14 protein-coding genes, 2 tRNA genes and 2 rRNA genes are annotated in these 15677 nt (G+C 49.2%); 5 read left to right on the plus strand and 13 right to left on the minus strand.

Annotated features, from left to right (window positions below):
- Positions 1-5: 5 nt before the first annotated feature.
- The 4 genes from SK39_RS13780 to rrf (SK39_RS13795) all read left to right on the plus strand — a co-directional run bounded on the left by SK39_RS13780 (position 6) and on the right by rrf (SK39_RS13795) (position 479).
- Positions 6-81: transfer RNA gene (locus tag SK39_RS13780), tRNA-Thr, on the plus strand.
- A gap of 38 nt (positions 82-119) precedes the next feature.
- Positions 120-235, plus strand: a 5S ribosomal RNA gene (gene rrf, locus SK39_RS13785).
- 14 nt (positions 236-249) lie between these two features.
- Positions 250-325 (plus strand) — tRNA-Thr (locus tag SK39_RS13790).
- A gap of 38 nt (positions 326-363) precedes the next feature.
- Positions 364-479 (plus strand): 5S ribosomal RNA (rrf, locus tag SK39_RS13795).
- Positions 480-567: 88 nt separating this feature from the next.
- Here rrf (SK39_RS13795) and SK39_RS13800 read toward each other — a convergent pair.
- The 7 genes from SK39_RS13800 to SK39_RS13830 form a co-directional block, all read right to left on the minus strand.
- Positions 568-1326 carry an amino acid ABC transporter ATP-binding protein gene (locus SK39_RS13800; RefSeq protein ID WP_003025300.1) on the minus strand — a complete coding sequence of 253 codons (759 nt, stop codon included), beginning with the start codon at positions 1324-1326 and terminating at the stop codon, positions 568-570.
- Positions 1327-1333: 7 nt separating this feature from the next.
- Positions 1334-2437, minus strand: coding sequence for an amino acid ABC transporter permease (locus SK39_RS13805; protein WP_003844800.1), 1104 nt, complete (start codon positions 2435-2437; stop codon positions 1334-1336).
- A gap of 9 nt (positions 2438-2446) precedes the next feature.
- Positions 2447-3628 carry an amino acid ABC transporter permease gene (locus SK39_RS13810; RefSeq protein WP_003844801.1) on the minus strand — a complete coding sequence of 394 codons (1182 nt, stop codon included), beginning with the start codon at positions 3626-3628 and terminating at the stop codon, positions 2447-2449.
- 69 nt (positions 3629-3697) lie between these two features.
- On the minus strand, positions 3698-4723 hold the full coding sequence (locus tag SK39_RS13815; protein WP_003025295.1) for an amino acid ABC transporter substrate-binding protein: 1026 nt from the start codon (positions 4721-4723) through the stop codon (positions 3698-3700).
- A gap of 460 nt (positions 4724-5183) precedes the next feature.
- On the minus strand, positions 5184-5405 hold the full coding sequence (locus tag SK39_RS13820) for a lipoprotein (protein ID WP_003025292.1): 222 nt from the start codon (positions 5403-5405) through the stop codon (positions 5184-5186).
- 270 nt (positions 5406-5675) lie between these two features.
- Positions 5676-8789 (minus strand): efflux RND transporter permease subunit, encoded by a 3114-nt coding sequence (locus tag SK39_RS13825; RefSeq protein ID WP_048217091.1) that lies wholly within the window; start codon positions 8787-8789, stop codon positions 5676-5678.
- 11 nt (positions 8790-8800) lie between these two features.
- Complete coding sequence (locus SK39_RS13830) at positions 8801-9961, minus strand: efflux RND transporter periplasmic adaptor subunit (protein WP_048217092.1); 1161 nt, start codon at positions 9959-9961, stop codon at positions 8801-8803.
- Between the two features lie 419 nt (positions 9962-10380).
- Here SK39_RS13830 and envR point away from each other — a divergent pair, with 419 nt between their 5' ends.
- The gene (gene envR, locus SK39_RS13835; protein WP_003025283.1) at positions 10381-11037 is read left to right on the plus strand and encodes an acrEF/envCD operon transcriptional regulator; all 657 of its coding nucleotides are present in this window, start codon (positions 10381-10383) and stop codon (positions 11035-11037) included.
- Between the two features lie 45 nt (positions 11038-11082).
- On the opposite strand, the gene SK39_RS25955 is transcribed toward envR, so the two are convergent.
- From SK39_RS25955 to prmA, 6 genes are all read right to left on the minus strand, one after another.
- Positions 11083-11247 carry a DUF2556 family protein gene (locus tag SK39_RS25955; protein WP_003025279.1) on the minus strand — a complete coding sequence of 55 codons (165 nt, stop codon included), beginning with the start codon at positions 11245-11247 and terminating at the stop codon, positions 11083-11085.
- A gap of 82 nt (positions 11248-11329) precedes the next feature.
- Positions 11330-12214, minus strand: a complete 885-nt coding sequence (yhdJ, locus tag SK39_RS13845) for an adenine-specific DNA-methyltransferase (RefSeq protein WP_048217093.1) — start codon at positions 12212-12214, stop codon at positions 11330-11332.
- An 88-nt stretch (positions 12215-12302) separates the two neighbouring features.
- Positions 12303-12599, minus strand: coding sequence for a DNA-binding transcriptional regulator Fis (fis, locus tag SK39_RS13850; RefSeq protein WP_000462905.1), 297 nt, complete (start codon positions 12597-12599; stop codon positions 12303-12305).
- A 25-nt stretch (positions 12600-12624) separates the two neighbouring features.
- Positions 12625-13590: a tRNA dihydrouridine synthase DusB gene (gene dusB, locus SK39_RS13855; RefSeq protein WP_003025224.1), complete on the minus strand. Its 966-nt coding sequence runs from the start codon at positions 13588-13590 to the stop codon at positions 12625-12627.
- Positions 13591-13888: 298 nt separating this feature from the next.
- Positions 13889-14665: a carbonic anhydrase gene (locus SK39_RS13860; protein ID WP_048217094.1), complete on the minus strand. Its 777-nt coding sequence runs from the start codon at positions 14663-14665 to the stop codon at positions 13889-13891.
- 128 nt (positions 14666-14793) lie between these two features.
- Complete coding sequence (gene prmA / locus SK39_RS13865; protein WP_003839878.1) at positions 14794-15675, minus strand: 50S ribosomal protein L11 methyltransferase; 882 nt, start codon at positions 15673-15675, stop codon at positions 14794-14796.
- Positions 15676-15677 lie beyond the last annotated feature (2 nt).

The following is a 15677-nucleotide window of genomic DNA, read 5'->3' on the forward strand; positions in this document are numbered from 1 at the left end:
AGTGTGCTGATATGGCTCAGTTGGTAGAGCGCACCCTTGGTAAGGGTGAGGTCCCCAGTTCGACTCTGGGTATCAGCACCAGTTTTTCGGTTAAAGTTCGGCACTTAGAAAAGAATTTGTCTGGCGGCTGTAGCGCGGTGGTCCCACCTGACCCCATGCCGAACTCAGAAGTGAAACGCCGTAGCGCCGATGGTAGTGTGGGGTCTCCCCATGCGAGAGTAGGGAACTGCCAGGCATCAAATTTAGTGTGCTGATATGGCTCAGTTGGTAGAGCGCACCCTTGGTAAGGGTGAGGTCCCCAGTTCGACTCTGGGTATCAGCACCAGTTTTTCGGTTAAAGTTCGGCACTTAGAAAAGAATTTGTCTGGCGGCTGTAGCGCGGTGGTCCCACCTGACCCCATGCCGAACTCAGAAGTGAAACGCCGTAGCGCCGATGGTAGTGTGGGGTCTCCCCATGCGAGAGTAGGGAACTGCCAGACATCAAATAAAAGCGAAAGGCCATCCGAAAGGATGGCCTTTTTGCGTTTATACGCGGGAATAAGCCGGAACTGTATCCGGCATATGGCTTTAATGAATAACCTGCGATAAAAACGCACGAGTGCGTTCAGATTTGGGGTGAGCAAAAAACTCATCCGGTGGTGCCTGTTCCACAATCTCGCCAAGATCCATAAAGATCACCCGGTCAGCTACTGTGCGGGCAAAGCCCATTTCATGGGTTACACATAGCATGGTCATGCCCGATTGTGCCAGACCTATCATGGTATCCAGCACTTCTTTTACCATTTCAGGATCCAACGCTGATGTGGGTTCATCAAATAACATGATTTTGGGTTTCATACACAGCGAGCGTGCAATGGCCACGCGCTGTTGTTGTCCACCAGAGATTTGCCCGGGATATTTATGCGCATGTTCGGCAATGCGGACCCGCTCGAGGTAGTGCATTGCCAGTACTTCAGCCTCTTTTTTCGGCATCTTTTGCACCCAGATAGGCGCCAGTGTGCAGTTTTGTAGGACAGTTAAATGAGGAAAGAGATTAAAGTGCTGAAAGACCATGCCAACTTCTTGTCGGACGCGCTCAATATTGCGGATGTCTTCATTGAGTTCAATCCCATCCACCACAATGCGTCCTTGTTGATGCTCTTCCAGATGGTTAATACAGCGGATAGTTGTCGATTTACCCGAACCGGAAGGCCCGCATAATACGATGCGCTCTCCCTGTTTTACCTTCAGGTTGATGTTTTTCAGGACGTGAAACTGTCCGTACCATTTGTTGACGTTTTCCAGCGTAATCATCGCGTCGGTAGACGGCATTAATAATTGGCTCATAAATTCCTCAGTGCGGTGTACGCCCGGTGTTAAAACGTTTTTCCAGATGTTGGCTGTAACGCGACATACTGAAACAGAAGATCCAGTAAATCAGTGCAGCGAAAACATATCCTTCTGTCGACATACCCAGCCACGCAGGGTCCACAGTTGCTTGCTGCACGCTACTGAAGAGATCAAACAGACCGATGATAATGACCAGACTGGTATCCTTGAACAGGGCGATAATCGTGTTAACCAGGCCAGGGATAACCAGCTTGAGGGCTTGCGGAAGAATGACCAGCCCCTGAGTTTTCCAGTATCCTAACGCCAGTGATTCAGCGGCTTCATACTGACCTTTTGGTAGGGCTTGTAACCCTCCGCGAACCACTTCTGCGACATAGGCCGACTGGAAAAGAATAACGCCGACCAGGGCCCGGATAAGCTTGTCGATACTGGTTCCTTCGGACATAAACAGAGGAAGCATGACCGAGGACATAAACAGAACGGTAATCAACGGCACACCGCGCCAGAACTCAATGAAAATGACGGATAAAACCCGCACGACTGGCATATGGGAACGACGTCCCAGCGCCAGTAAAATGCCCCATGGAAGCGCGCCTGCAATCCCCACGGATGCGATAATTAGCGTCAGTGTTAATCCACCCCACTGCCGGGTTTCTACGCGCTCCAGCCCGAAAAAACCCCCGTACATCAGCCACCAAACCACCACTGGATAAACTACGGCCCAGACGGCGATATAGCGGCCACGATGCGGGATTGTTTTCAAGAACATGGGAACGATAGACAGCAAACCAATTATCAGGGCCAGATTTACACGCCAGCGCTGATCGTGGGGATAAAGTCCATACATGAATTGCCCAAAGCGTTCATGAATGAACACCCAGCAGGCTCCGGCTTTGGTGCAGTCTGCTCGGGTTGAACCTACCCAGTTGGCCTGAAAGAATACCCAGTTCAACAGTGGCGGAAGAAATGACCAAATCAGCCATATGCATAGTAGGGTGAGCAGGCTATTTGACCAACTGGAGAACAGGTTTTTACGCACCCAGAGTAGGCTGCGGTTTGCCGGATTACTGCGCTGGCGTGAGGGGTGAGACAGCAGGGCTTTTGTCATTATGGCTCCTTAGCGCTCAATCAGTGCAATACGGCGGTTATAAATATTCATCAGCAAAGAAATACTCAGACTAATGATCAGGTATACCGACATGGTGATGGCGATCGTTTCAATGGCTTGCCCTGTTTGATTGAGTACCGTGCCGGCAAACAGTGACACCATGTCCGGATAGCCAATGGCGGCCGCAAGAGAAGAGTTCTTGACGATATTCAGGTACTGGCTGGTCAGTGGGGGAATGATGACGCGTAGCGCCTGTGGGATGATTACCTGGCGTAGCGTCACCGGATTTGGCAGACCCAGCGAGCGTGCGGCTTCATGTTGGCCATAAGGAACGGCCTGAATTCCCGCTCGAATAATTTCTGCAATAAATGCCGAGGTGTACACCGAAAGCGCCAGAGTCAGTGCCGCCAGTTCGGGAATAAGCACCATACCGCCACGGAAGTTAAAACCACGAAGCGCGGGAATATCCCAGTGAAGCGCAGCGCCAAACATCCACTGTGAAATCACCGGTAAAAGTACGATCAACGCCAGAGCCGTGGGCCAGGTCCGACGTAGCTGGCCGGTTTTGGTCTGATGCATTCTGTTGAAGCGAAATAATCCGATGGTGACGACGATAGCGATAACGACAGCGGTGCAAAAGGCAAAAAAACCTTCTCCCATTTGCGGGGCTGGTATATAGAGCCCCCGGTTACTCAGGAACATCAAATCCAGTGCGTTAACAGCCTGGCGTGGGCCGGGCAGGTTACGTAATACAGCGAAATACCAGAAGAAGATCTGCAGCAACGGCGGTATATTGCGGAACGTTTCGATGTAGATCGTCGAGAGTTTTCGCAATAACCAGTTATCTGACAGGCGTGCCAGTCCGAGAAAGAAACCGAGAATTGATGCGAAAACAATACACAATGCAGAAACTAATAGTGTATTGAGCAGGCCGACCACAAAGACACGACCATACGTATCGCCTTGCTCGTAATCAATCAGATGCTGGACAATACCAAATCCGGCACTGCGATCGAGAAAAGAAAACCCCGAGGTAATACCGCTATTGTTCAGGTTATTTATCGTGTTATGAATGAGATAGACCGCAATGCTGATAACCGCAATGACGGCGAGTATTTGAAATAACCAGGCGCGGACCGCAGGGTTAGAAAAGGATAACGATCCTTTTACGGTTGAGCGGCGATGGAACATAAGAAAACCTCAGTAACTATGACTCTGGGCTGAGCGCCGCAGTTGCGGCGCCCGTTACATCACTACGCATTAGCGCACCGGTGGCGCATATTGGATGCCACCGTTATTCCAGAGGTTGTTCTGTCCACGTTTGATCTTCAGCGGACTTTCCGATCCAACGTTACGTTCAAAGATCTCCGAATAGTTACCAACCTGCTTGATAATGTTGTAGGCCCATTTGTTATCAAGCTTCAGATCCTTGCCATAATCCCCTTCTTTACCCAACAGGTGAGCCATATCCGGAGTTGCTGGATTAGCCGCTTTTTCATCGACGTTTTTCGAGTTAACACCCATTTCTTCCGCATTCAGCATGGCGAACAGCGTCCAGCGAACAATGGAGAACCACTCATCGTCCCCACGACGTACGACAGGTCCCAGTGGTTCTTTAGAAATAACTTCTGGCAGGACGATCCACTCCGCAGGATTGCTCAGCTTGATGCGTAGGGCATACAGCTGAGACTGGTCGGAAGCCAGCGTATCGCAACGTCCAGATTCCAGAGCTTTGGCTGATTCATCCGAGCGGTCAAAGGTGACGGGGGTGTACTTCATATTGTTGGCTTTAAAGTAGTCGGCCACGTTCAGTTCGGTATCGGTTCCCGCCTGAATACAGACCGTTGCGCCATCCAGCTCTTTAGCGCTCTTCAGACCTGCTTTATTGTGGGTAAGAAAACCAATGCCGTCATAATACGTTACGCCAGTGAAGGACATACCCATACCGGCATCACGAGAGGAGGTCCACGTGGTATTACGAGAGAGCATGTCGACTTCACCAGACTGTAATGCAGTAAAGCGTTCCTTGGCGGTGAGCGGGGTATATTTTACTTTGCTATCATCGCCAAATACGGCGGAGGCAACGCCACGACATACATCAACATCAATACCCGAGAACTTGCCGCTTGCATCGGCATAAGAAAAGCCAGGCAAGCCGTCGCTGATCCCACATTGCACAAACCCTTTTTTCTTTACGGCATCAAGTGTTGCGCCGGCATGCGCCTGATTTGCAACAGCAAGCAGCACGCCGGCCGCAGCCAGGCTGGCGATTATCATCTTTTTCATAGAGCATCCTGTGTGGAGGAATTATTGTTATGGAAACGTTCTGAAAACGTCTTTTACCTGTCTGTGGCTTTGGCCATACTCTTTTAAGCAAAGGTAGTGCCAGTTTTTTGCGCCTGATTATTCGACGCAATATGCAGAGTGTAGACAGGAAAAAATAAATGCAGCGCCCTGAAGTGGTGCAAAATTGAAACGTAAGCCACATTTCGGCGCAAAAAATTTAAAAATCAGACAGGACGCGTGATAACGATTTCTGGCGTTAATATTAATGGCGTGAGAATAATGAAAAGAAACTGTGGTGTAACGAAAAACAGAAAAAATGCTAATTTTAAATCGTGGATGTGTGAGGGAAATCTATAATAATTTTATTATATGTCAGTCGCTATTAAGCAACGTTTTGTCTTATATGTAGATTTTATGCTTAGTGCTCAAAGCGCGGTAATAACCGCGCTTTTGAGATGATTTATTTGGTCAGGGCGACAATCCCAAGTGTCAGTCCGGCAACGGCTGCAGCACCACCGGCGATGGCTCCGGCTGTTTCCCAGTTATCCTGGGTAGTGCCTTTCATACAGGTATTGGTATGAACCAGGCGCCCCTGATCGTCGTATACAGGTACGCAAGGAGAATCGTGTGCACAGCCAGCCAGGAATGCGGTAAGCAATGCAACGGATATTAATCTTTTCATGGTGTTACCTCAAAATAAGCGTTTCGCTAATTAAGCAAAGACAAACGCTAAGCCATCTGCGAACTCGGTGATTATTTTACCACTTCTTAAAAAAGGACTGACATGAGGAATAATCTCAATTCATGTGGATTGTAAAAATAATGGATAAAAAGAAAGGTCGTAGGCGAGTTTAGAGGGGTAGTTTAAATGAAATAAATGGCTATCTTACTAATAAATAAAGAGGAGCATCGTAGGTAAAAAAGGCGTCCGTAGACGCCTTTATTTTACAAATTAATCGTTGTGCCGACTAAAACGCCGTCTTACGACAACGAAGAAGACGGGGACGAAGAAGATAGCCAACAATGTTGCGGTCAGCATTCCTCCCATAACACCTGTACCGACCGCATTCTGTGCACCACTACCTGCTCCGTGACTGATAACCAGAGGCATAACCCCCAGAATAAAGGCCAGGGATGTCATCAGGATAGGACGAAGACGCATACGCGATGCCTCCAGCGTCGCTTCAATCAACCCCTTGCCTTCTTTATCCATCAGGTCTTTGGCAAACTCGACGATCAGGATGGCGTTCTTAGCCGAGAGGCCGATAGTGGTTAGTAAGCCAACCTGGAAATAAACATCGTTATTCATCCCGCGCAGTGATGCTGCTAACAATGCGCCTACAACACCGAGTGGTACAACCAGCATCACCGAGAAAGGAATAGACCAGCTTTCATACAATGCGGCAAGGCAAAGGAATACTACGATTAACGAGATGGCATACAGCGCAGGCGCCTGGTTACCCGACAGCCTTTCCTGATAAGACATACCCGTCCAGTCATGACCAATACCATTCGGCAGTTTTTCCGCCAGACTTTCCATCAGCGCCATTGCTTCACCAGTGCTTCGCCCTGGTGCCGCTTCGCCCAGTATTTCCATGGATGGCATACCGTTGTAACGTTCCAGTCGCGGTGAACCATAAATCCAATGTGATGCACTGAACGCAGAGAACGGAACCATTTCGCCATTGGAGCTGCGGATATACAGATTATTGATGTCCGCTGGCAGCATGCGGTATTTTGCATCCCCCTGAACGTACACTTTTTTCACACGACCGCGGTCAATAAAGTCATTGACGTAATAGCCGCCCAGTGATGCGGAGATAGTTTCGTTGATATCCGACAGCGATACCCCCAGTGCCTGTGCTTTCTCCTGATCAACATCCAGCTTAAACTGCGGAGTATCTTCCAGTCCGTTAGGACGAACGCGAACCAACAGATCGGGGTGTTTAGCCACCATTCCCAGTAGTTGGTTACGCGCTTGCGTCAACGCCGTATGCCCCAGACCGCCCTGATCGATCAGCTCAAAATCGAAGCCGGTTGCGGTACCCAGTTCAACAATAGCGGGCATATTGAAGGGGAAGACTAACCCATCGCGGATCTGGCTGAACGCGCGTGTGGCGCGTGCAATGACCGCTTCAACACTATTTTCCTCGCCGCTACGTTCATCCCAGGGTTTGAGGCTAACGAATGCCAGACCTGAGTTTTGCCCCTGACCGCTGAAGCTAAAACCGTTAACCGTGAAGACGCTTTCGACGTTAGCTTTCTCATTGGTCAGGTAGTACTGAGTAACCTGATCCAGTACTTTCTGGGTGCGCTCTTGCGTAGCTCCTGCCGGAAGTTGAATCATTGTCATAAACACACCCTGATCCTCCTCTGGCAGGAAGGAGGTCGGCAGGCGCATAAACAGAACCGCCATTCCGATCACGATGATCAGATAGACGACAAGGTAACGTCCGGTTTTACGCACAATACCGCTGACGCTATTGGTATAGTGATTGACGCTGTGATCGAATTTGGCATTAAACCAGCCAAAGAAACCGCTTTTTTTCTCGTGATGCTCAGCCGATACCGGCTTCAACAGCGTTGCACAAAGCGCAGGAGTCAGGATCAGCGCTACCAGTACAGAAAGCGCCATGGCGGAAACGATGGTAATGGAGAACTGCCGATAGATAGCCCCAGTTGAACCGCCAAAGAAGGCCATCGGGATAAATACCGCAGACAGCACCATGGCAATACCAACCAGTGCTCCCTGTATTTGTGACATGGACTTTTCCGTCGCCTCTTTAGGCGGCAGATTATCTTCCATCATCACGCGTTCCACGTTTTCCACTACCACTATCGCATCATCGACCAATAGACCGATGGCGAGCACCATGCCGAACATCGTCAGGGTGTTTATCGAGTAGCCAAACGCGGCAAGTACGGCGAATGTGCCCAACAATACGACGGGGACAGCGATGGTTGGAATGAGCGTTGCCCGGATGTTTTGCAGGAACAAATACATGACCAGGAACACCAGCACAATCGCTTCAAACAGCGTTTTTACCACTTCATGAATGGAGATGGTCACAAACGGCGTCGTGTCGTACGGGTAGACCACCTTCATTCCCTGCGGGAAGAATGGTTGCAGTTCAACCAGCTTGGCTTTGATGGCGTTAGCGGTATCCAGCGCGTTTGCCCCGGTTGCCAGCTTGATTCCAAGGCCGGATGCAGGCTTACCGTTAATACGCGCCACGACGTTGTAGTTTTCCCCACCCAACTCGATGCGCGCGATGTCTTTCAGGTGAACAACCGAACCATCGCTGTTCACGCGTAAAGTCACTTTTCCGAACTCTTCAGGGTCTTTCAGTCGCGTTTGCGCAATGATAGAGGCGTTCAACTGCTGGTTAGGTAATGCAGGCGTCCCCCCTAACTGACCTGCGGCAATCTGATCGTTCTGTACCTTCAACTGATTGATCACATCAACCGGCGTGAGCTGATATTTGTTCAATAAATTTGCATCCAGCCAGATGCGCATGGCGTACTGTGCACCAAACAGCTGCACGTCACCCACGCCATTCAGACGGCTGATTGAGTCTTTAACGTTCGAAGCGACGTAGTCGGAAATGTCATCCTGTGTGGTTTGTGGGTTGTCAGAAACAAAACCCGCGACCATCAAAAAGCTGCTACTCGATTTCTCGACGCTGATCCCTTGCTGCTGAACTTCTTGCGGCAGTAACGGAGTGGCGAGCTGCAGTTTATTTTGCACCTGTACTTGCGCGATATCGGGATCGGTACCGGACTGGAAGGTCAGCGTAATAGTCACACTCCCGGCTGAGTCGCTGGTGGAGGACATATACATCAGGTTATCGATACCATTCATATTCTGTTCGATAACCTGTGTGACTGTATCCTGAACCGTCTGCGCATCTGCACCAGGATAGGTGGCAGAAATGGCGACCGCAGGAGGCGCAATGGTCGGGTACTGTGCCACGGGCAGTTGCATGATTGCCAGAGCACCCGCCATCATCAGAATGATAGCCAGTACCCAGGCAAAGATAGGACGCCTGATAAAAAAGTTAGCCATGTCCGGTTACCTTATTGGGCTTTCGTGGCAGGAGTTTCGGTATCGGCGGTTGCTTTAACCTGAACGCCTGGACGTGCTTTCTGTAAGCCGCTCACGATAACTTTGTCACCCGGTTGCAGGCCTTCGCTGATGAGCCATTTGTCGCCAATGGCTTGTGCGGCAACGACTGCGCGAGACTCAACCTGACTCTTGTCATTGACGACCATTACGGTGGCATCGCCGCGAGGCGTACGCGTTACTCCCTGCTGCGGAACGAGAATGGCATTTGGCTGAACACCTTCATCAATGCGTGCGCGCACAAACATGCCCGGCAACAGCGTATGCTGTGGGTTAGGGAACACGGCTCGGAGGGTGATTGATCCGGTGCTTTCATCAACCGTCACATCAGAAAACTGCAAAGAGCCTTTTAGCGGGTATGACTGACCATTTTCCATCACCAGTTCGACTGTACTGCTGGCGCTGTCTTTATGCAGACTCCCTTGTTCAACAGACTGTTTGAGGCGCATAAAGTCGTTACTGGACTGTGTTACGTCGACGTAAATGGGATCGAGCTGTTGAACGGTAGCAAGCTCTGTAGCCTGGCCATTCGTGACTAATGCGCCTTCGGTGACGTTAGATTTACCGATGCGTCCGCTAATCGGCGATGTCACTTTTGTGTAGGCCAGATTGATACGCGCGCCTTCGACCGCCGCTTTTGCCGCGATCACGGAGGCATCGGCCTGACGAGCATCAGCAATTGCCTGATCGTACTCTTGCTGGCTGATGTACTTGGTGCCAACCAATGGCACATAGCGTTTTACCGTTAAATGCGCGATTGCAGCCGCCGCTTCACTCTTCGCCAGTTCACCTTTGGCGCTGTCATAGTCGGCCTGGTAAGTCGCGGGATCGATCTGATAAAGCGACTGTCCGGCTTCAATATCACTTCCCTCAGTGAAATTTCGTTTAAGCACTATCCCGCTGACCTGGGGACGGACTTCTGCAATTCGGAATGCCGTTGTGCGCCCGGGTAATTCGGTCGTTACGGCTAAAGGAGCCTTTTCGACGACATGGACAGTCACCTGCGGTTCTGCGGGATGAGCTTGTGCTTCTCCCTGATCGTTACAACCGGCGAGTAATGCAGCGGAGACGATGATGAATGAGGGCAGGAGTGAAAACCTGGCATTTTTCGTCATTTCAATTCCTTAAAAAACCGAACGCTCGTTATTAACCGGGTAACGCTGGGGCGATAACGCGCACAAGAGAAAATAATAGTTGGCTATCCTACAAATTATTAGCTAGCGATGTAAGCAATACTTATTTATGGGTGCGATTCACGGCACGTAAAAGCAAAAAGAGATTAATCGACTGTTGTTTCATTGAGGTGTTAATAGCAATACTATGATGCGTATAAACACAAATTGAAATAAGCATTTGGTTTATGAATATATCTATTGTTGGTATTTGTTTTGTTTATTTGTGTGCAAAGTCAGTAATAATATTTTTTAGGGCTCGTTTAAATAAATGCTAAGTGATACATTTATTGCGTTTAGCAAATATTAGATAAGAAAGTTAATCATTCTCTACCTTACCCTTACCTCAGACAGCTGAAACCATGGCCAGAAAAACGAAAGCTGATGCCCTCAAAACGCGGCAGCACCTGATAGAAACAGCGATTGTACAGTTTGCCGCACGTGGCGTAAGCAATACGACGCTAAACGACATTGCAGACGCCGCCAGCGTGACGCGGGGGGCGCTGTATTGGCATTTTGAAAACAAGACGCAATTGTTTAATGAACTATGGTTACAACAACCGCCATTGCGCGATCTTATTCAGGACCAGCTTATTGGCCGTTGGGGAGATAATCCTTTACAGCGACTGCGTGAAAAGTTAGTTGTGGGGTTGCAATATATTGCGCAGAATCCTCGCCAGCAGGCATTAATGCAAATTTTATATCATAAATGTGAATTCCATAACGATATGATATCGGAACAGGCTATTCGTGAAAAAATTGGTATCAATCATCTGGGTATGCGCATTGCCTTGCAAAAATGTATGGACGACGGACTTATCGCAACCAGCCTTGATTTAGACGTTATAATAATTATTCTTCATGGGAGTTTTAGTGGCATTGTTAAAAACTGGCTCATTAATCCAATGAGTTATGATCTTTATAAACAAGCGCCAGTATTAGTTGATAATGTATTAAAAATGTTAAGCCCAGATGGTAGCGTAAGGCAATTAGCGCAGAGTGAGAGTCAGGTGGGGTAGTTTTAGCCGCCAGGCCTGACGGCTGCTGAAGTGGGGTTGGTGGCGCTATTCGAGGTCGACGCAGTTGACCAGCTTAAGGGGATTCACTGAGTTCATATTCCGGCACTTATCGTGCTCTGTTGTCATCAGCTCTATCCATTGGATGAGCAGCGCATCAAAAAGAAAAACGAATACTGCAAAAACAACCAGCCACCAATACTTGCGAATCATTACCAAACCCTGTGTATTCATGCCCAAGCGTGCAGGGAATATACACGAAATCTGTAACCTGAAAAGCAGACTTACAATGCCTTTACTTTGTTGAAAGATCGCTGCTCTTTGCCGTCAATCGACTCTTTTTAGACAGGTTTTTTGTCTTACGTTTTTTCACCTTGGCAAGCTCAATTTCTGAAAAATGAGAACCGATACTCAGTCTTCTGAGCCCCATTTTTACGTATTCAACATTGATCTCAATCCCGACAAACTTGCGACCCAATTCCACGGCGGTGGCACCGGTGGTGAAGCTGCCGGCAAACGGATCCAGTACCCTGTCATCTGGGTTCGAGGATGCCAGAATTATACGCTCCAGGAGGGCTTTGGGTTTCTGGGTGGGGTGGTTTTCGTATTCGTCCATCAGATAGCGAACGCGTGGGAACTCCCAGACATTTCCCGGCACTTTTTTCTGATTGTATGGCTGCGGTGGATTTTTTCTGTAGTCTATTAGCGCGCGTTGAGCCCCGGTTTTGGCTTCAACCAGAATATCGTCACGATTAAATGTGTAGTTTTTCTGATCTTTTACCATCATCAGGATCGGTTCATACATCGAACCAAAGTAATTTTTGGCCTGTACCCCTGAGCTATCGTATGACCACACGATACGGCTCTTGATAGTAAAGAGCTGGCGGCATTTGAGGTCAATATACGGCATGTTCTCCGTACTGTTCATGATGTACATGGTGCCGTGCGGTTTGAGAATGCGATGGCACTCGTCAATGCACTCAAACAGCCACGCCAGAAAAGCCTCTTCATCCCAGGACTCCACCATCCCGTCAAAATCTTTACCGATGTTATAAGGTGGATCGGCAAAAATGAGATCGACGCTTTCAGAAGACAGCTTTTTCAGTTCAGTCAGTGCATCACCCAGGATTATCTTTTTAGATTCATCGCCAAAATAGACAGGTTCACATCTTGCGTTCATCGCCAAAGCCTCCCGTGTGAAGTTAATAAAAAAGGCGCTTCCCCATGCCGAGTAGCGCCTTTTAAAACAAACATTTAACTGATTAGTATCAGTTCATGCCGTATTTTTTCAGTTTTTTACGCAGCGTACCACGGTTGATGCCCATCATCAGGGCAGCACGGGTCTGGTTACCGCGGGTGTATTGCATCACCATGTCCAACAGGGGCTGTTCTACTTCAGCCAGTACCAGCTCATAGAGATCGTTAACATCCTGACCATTCAATTGAGCAAAATAGTTCTTCAGTGCCTGTTTAACCGAGTCACGCAGGGGCTTTTGAGTTACCTGGTCCTGAGAGTTAACGGTAGAAACGGTCAGTACGTCAGAATTTACGCGTTGTTCGAACATAGTTCTGTCAGCTCTTTATTTCTGTTTACGCAAAATTTTCGAAGTATGCCTCCAACGCCGCCAGCTGTTCGCTGGAATCTTCAATGGCGTTGAATGTGCGCCGAAACTGGTCATCCGGAGCGTGTTCCTGGAGATACCAGGATACGTGTTTACGCGCAATTCGGTACCCTTTTGCCTGACCATAAAAGTCGTGCAGTTCCCGAACGTGCGCACAAAGCAAGCGCTTCACCTCTGCCAGAGGCAGCGGGGGCAGCAGCTCCCCAGTGTCCAGATAATGCTGGATTTCCCGAAAGATCCAGGGTCTTCCCTGAGCTGCACGTCCTATCATCAGGGCATCCGCCCCCGTATAGTCGAGTACAGCTCTGGCTTTATGCGGGTCAGTAATGTCGCCATTCGCGATAATCGGAATGGAAACTTTCTGCTTAACTGCCCGAATACTGTCGTACTCAGCATCTCCATTGAACAAACAGGCGCGGGTGCGTCCATGAATGGTCAGAGCCTGAATGCCACAATCTTCAGCCAGTTGGGCAATCTCTACGCAGTTACGGTGTTCCGGAGCCCAGCCGGTGCGAATCTTGAGTGTGACAGGAACGTCCACTGCATTGACGACCTCGGTTAGTATCGACTTCACTAAATCCGGGTACTGCAAGAGGGCTGAACCTGCGAGCTTACGATTCACTTTTTTAGCCGGACACCCCATATTGATATCAATAATCTGGGCGCCGCTTTCCACGTTAATACGTGCGGCATCGGCCATCTCAACAGGGTCGCTACCGGCAATTTGCACCGTGCGAATTCCTGGCTCATCAACGTGCACCATCCGTAAACGAGACTTGTCACTTTCCCAAACCTGAGGGTTAGAAGACATCATCTCGGATACCGTCAACCCGGCTCCCATCTCATAGCACAGCGTCCTGAATGGTCTGTCAGTGATGCCAGCCATAGGTGCTGCGATCAGGCGATTTCTGAGCTGGTATTGTCCGATGCGCATGAGTTAAGAAATGACCATACTGTGACTGCAAGGCGGCGTATATTACGCATTTTTCGCACGAGATGAAAGGCCAAACTTTGACCAATCCACTGAGGTGGATCAATGAATTGCCGTAAATGTGAACGCATGAAAATATTTAATCATATAAATCATTGCATTATAAAAATGTGTCGATTTTATATACACATATAATTTTGCGTAACTTCTCATTTTTTCTTCAGCTGCAGAAGGTACTGACAAGATATTCTGCTGAATTAATCAGCAAATCACCTCGCCATTGTGTGATCGCTACCTCATTTTAGTACAGGATCTCGGTATCCCCAGAATAGCTGTCCGTAATCTTGCGTTCATTCAACGGCTGCAGCGGGCGATTGTTTGCAGGCCCAACAATGTAGTGAAATTTATCCAACTGTTCGGCTGAAAGAGCAACAGGCGTTTTCAGGATAGCCCAGGTGACGCCTTCGGTGCAGGGTGGCGTTGTTAACGAACCACGGTAGCGCCAGTAGGTTTTATTGTCGGGTAAAAGCTGATTGATATTAACTGGTGAGAAGATGGGCATACTGCTGTCTTCCATGGCTGGAAAGGACTCCCACAAATTTTGAATCGCCTGGTTCGGTTCGCCGACGTCAAACATAACCGCCACGATAGCGATGTCTCCGGATTGATTTTTGTGGAGCAGCTGCAGCTCCAGCGGATAGGTTTTACCGTTGAGGGCATGTTCACTCGGGGCGTGGAATTCAAATTGTTTTAAATAATAAAGCGTTTCATCAATTTCAATGGAATTAGATGTATAGCTACTCATCGTTGCCTGCAACGTATGGTTAATGCTCCGAAATCTAGTTGGGCCATCGACGTACTGCATGTTGAGCGCGGGAAGACCGAGTTTACTGGTTGTGGTGGTCTGGATGTCTATGGGGGATTGGTTTATGCCTGTCTGGCACGTTGCATACGCTTTGCTGATTTCTCCCCACCGTGCGGGGCCATTTTCTTCGGTATATCCCCATGGTACGGCCAGCGTGGTCAGTGGCATCAGGCATGCTGCCAGCAAAGTTGTTGTAAAACAGTTGAAACGCATACGTTTACTCAATGAAAATCAATATAAAAAATAATAAAATCAATTGATTATTATATCGCTGAGGAAAGTGTCGGTATGCTGGTCTATTGTCTGAAAATGGCGTGGTCAGATAACCACGCCGGAAGGGATTATTTTTTCTGGCCGGTAATGCGACACCACTCTTCTTTCTCAATAACCGGATCGAGCGTAAAGAGATCTGCATAGGCTTCACAGACGCTTTCCGCCTGGCTGGCAAGAATACCAGAAAGCCCCAGCAAACCGCCTTCTACGGGCAGTACGCTGATTAACGGAGCCAGTTCACGTAATGGGCCAGCAAGGATGTTGGCGACCACCACGTCGGCTTTCATCGCCTCTGGCTGGTCTTTCGGCAGATAAAGCTCCAGACGCTCAGAAACACCATTACGCTGGGCGTTATCACGGCTGGCCTGAATCGCTTGCGGATCGATATCCACGCCAATGGCTTTCGCCGCACCCAGTTTCAGTGCCGCAATGGCAAGAATGCCGGAGCCGCAGCCAAAGTCGATAACCGTTTTACCGTTAAGATCAAGACCGTCCAGCCATTGCAGGCACAGAGAGGTGGTGGGGTGCGTGCCTGTACCAAACGCCAGACCCGGGTCCAGCATCACGTTGACAGCATTCTCATCCGGGACATCGCGCCAGCTCGGGCAAATCCACAGACGTTCGCCAAAGCGCATCGGGTGGAAGTTATCCATCCATTCGCGTTCCCAGTCTTTGTCTTCGAGCTGTTCGATTTTATGCACGAAGCCTTCACCCAGCAGCGGATGCTGTTCCAGGATGGCAACAACTTCTTTCATGTCGGTTTCTGCATCGAACAAGCCGATAACGTCGGTATCACCCCACAGGCGAGTCTCGCCCGGCAGAGGTTCAAATACCGGCGTATCATGCGTATCCTGGAAAGTAATGGAAACGGAGCCCGCTTCCATCAGCGCATCGCTCAACTCTTCAGCGTTGGCACCGGTCGTGTTCAGTTTCAGTTGGATCCATGGCATGG

This window comes from Citrobacter sp. BIDMC107 (assembly GCF_001037575.1).
GTDB lineage: Bacteria > Pseudomonadota > Gammaproteobacteria > Enterobacterales > Enterobacteriaceae > Citrobacter > Citrobacter freundii.

What these genes read in the sequence shown, in the direction of transcription:
- SK39_RS13800 (WP_003025300.1), bottom strand. Translation starts at nt 1,326, where the DNA reads ATGAGCCAATTATTAATGCCGTCTACCGACGCGATGATTACGCTGGAA.
- SK39_RS13805 (WP_003844800.1), bottom strand. Translation starts at nt 2,437, where the DNA reads ATGACAAAAGCCCTGCTGTCTCACCCCTCACGCCAGCGCAGTAATCCG.
- SK39_RS13810 (WP_003844801.1), bottom strand. Translation starts at nt 3,628, where the DNA reads ATGTTCCATCGCCGCTCAACCGTAAAAGGATCGTTATCCTTTTCTAAC.
- SK39_RS13815 (WP_003025295.1), bottom strand. Translation starts at nt 4,723, where the DNA reads ATGAAAAAGATGATAATCGCCAGCCTGGCTGCGGCCGGCGTGCTGCTT.
- SK39_RS13820 (WP_003025292.1), bottom strand. Translation starts at nt 5,405, where the DNA reads ATGAAAAGATTAATATCCGTTGCATTGCTTACCGCATTCCTGGCTGGC.
- SK39_RS13825 (WP_048217091.1), bottom strand. Translation starts at nt 8,789, where the DNA reads ATGGCTAACTTTTTTATCAGGCGTCCTATCTTTGCCTGGGTACTGGCT.
- SK39_RS13830 (WP_048217092.1), bottom strand. Translation starts at nt 9,961, where the DNA reads ATGACGAAAAATGCCAGGTTTTCACTCCTGCCCTCATTCATCATCGTC.
- envR (WP_003025283.1), top strand. Translation starts at nt 10,381, where the DNA reads ATGGCCAGAAAAACGAAAGCTGATGCCCTCAAAACGCGGCAGCACCTG.
- SK39_RS25955 (WP_003025279.1), bottom strand. Translation starts at nt 11,247, where the DNA reads ATGATTCGCAAGTATTGGTGGCTGGTTGTTTTTGCAGTATTCGTTTTT.
- yhdJ (WP_048217093.1), bottom strand. Translation starts at nt 12,214, where the DNA reads ATGAACGCAAGATGTGAACCTGTCTATTTTGGCGATGAATCTAAAAAG.
- fis (WP_000462905.1), bottom strand. Translation starts at nt 12,599, where the DNA reads ATGTTCGAACAACGCGTAAATTCTGACGTACTGACCGTTTCTACCGTT.
- dusB (WP_003025224.1), bottom strand. Translation starts at nt 13,590, where the DNA reads ATGCGCATCGGACAATACCAGCTCAGAAATCGCCTGATCGCAGCACCT.
- SK39_RS13860 (WP_048217094.1), bottom strand. Translation starts at nt 14,665, where the DNA reads ATGCGTTTCAACTGTTTTACAACAACTTTGCTGGCAGCATGCCTGATG.
- prmA (WP_003839878.1), bottom strand. Translation starts at nt 15,675, where the DNA reads ATGCCATGGATCCAACTGAAACTGAACACGACCGGTGCCAACGCTGAA.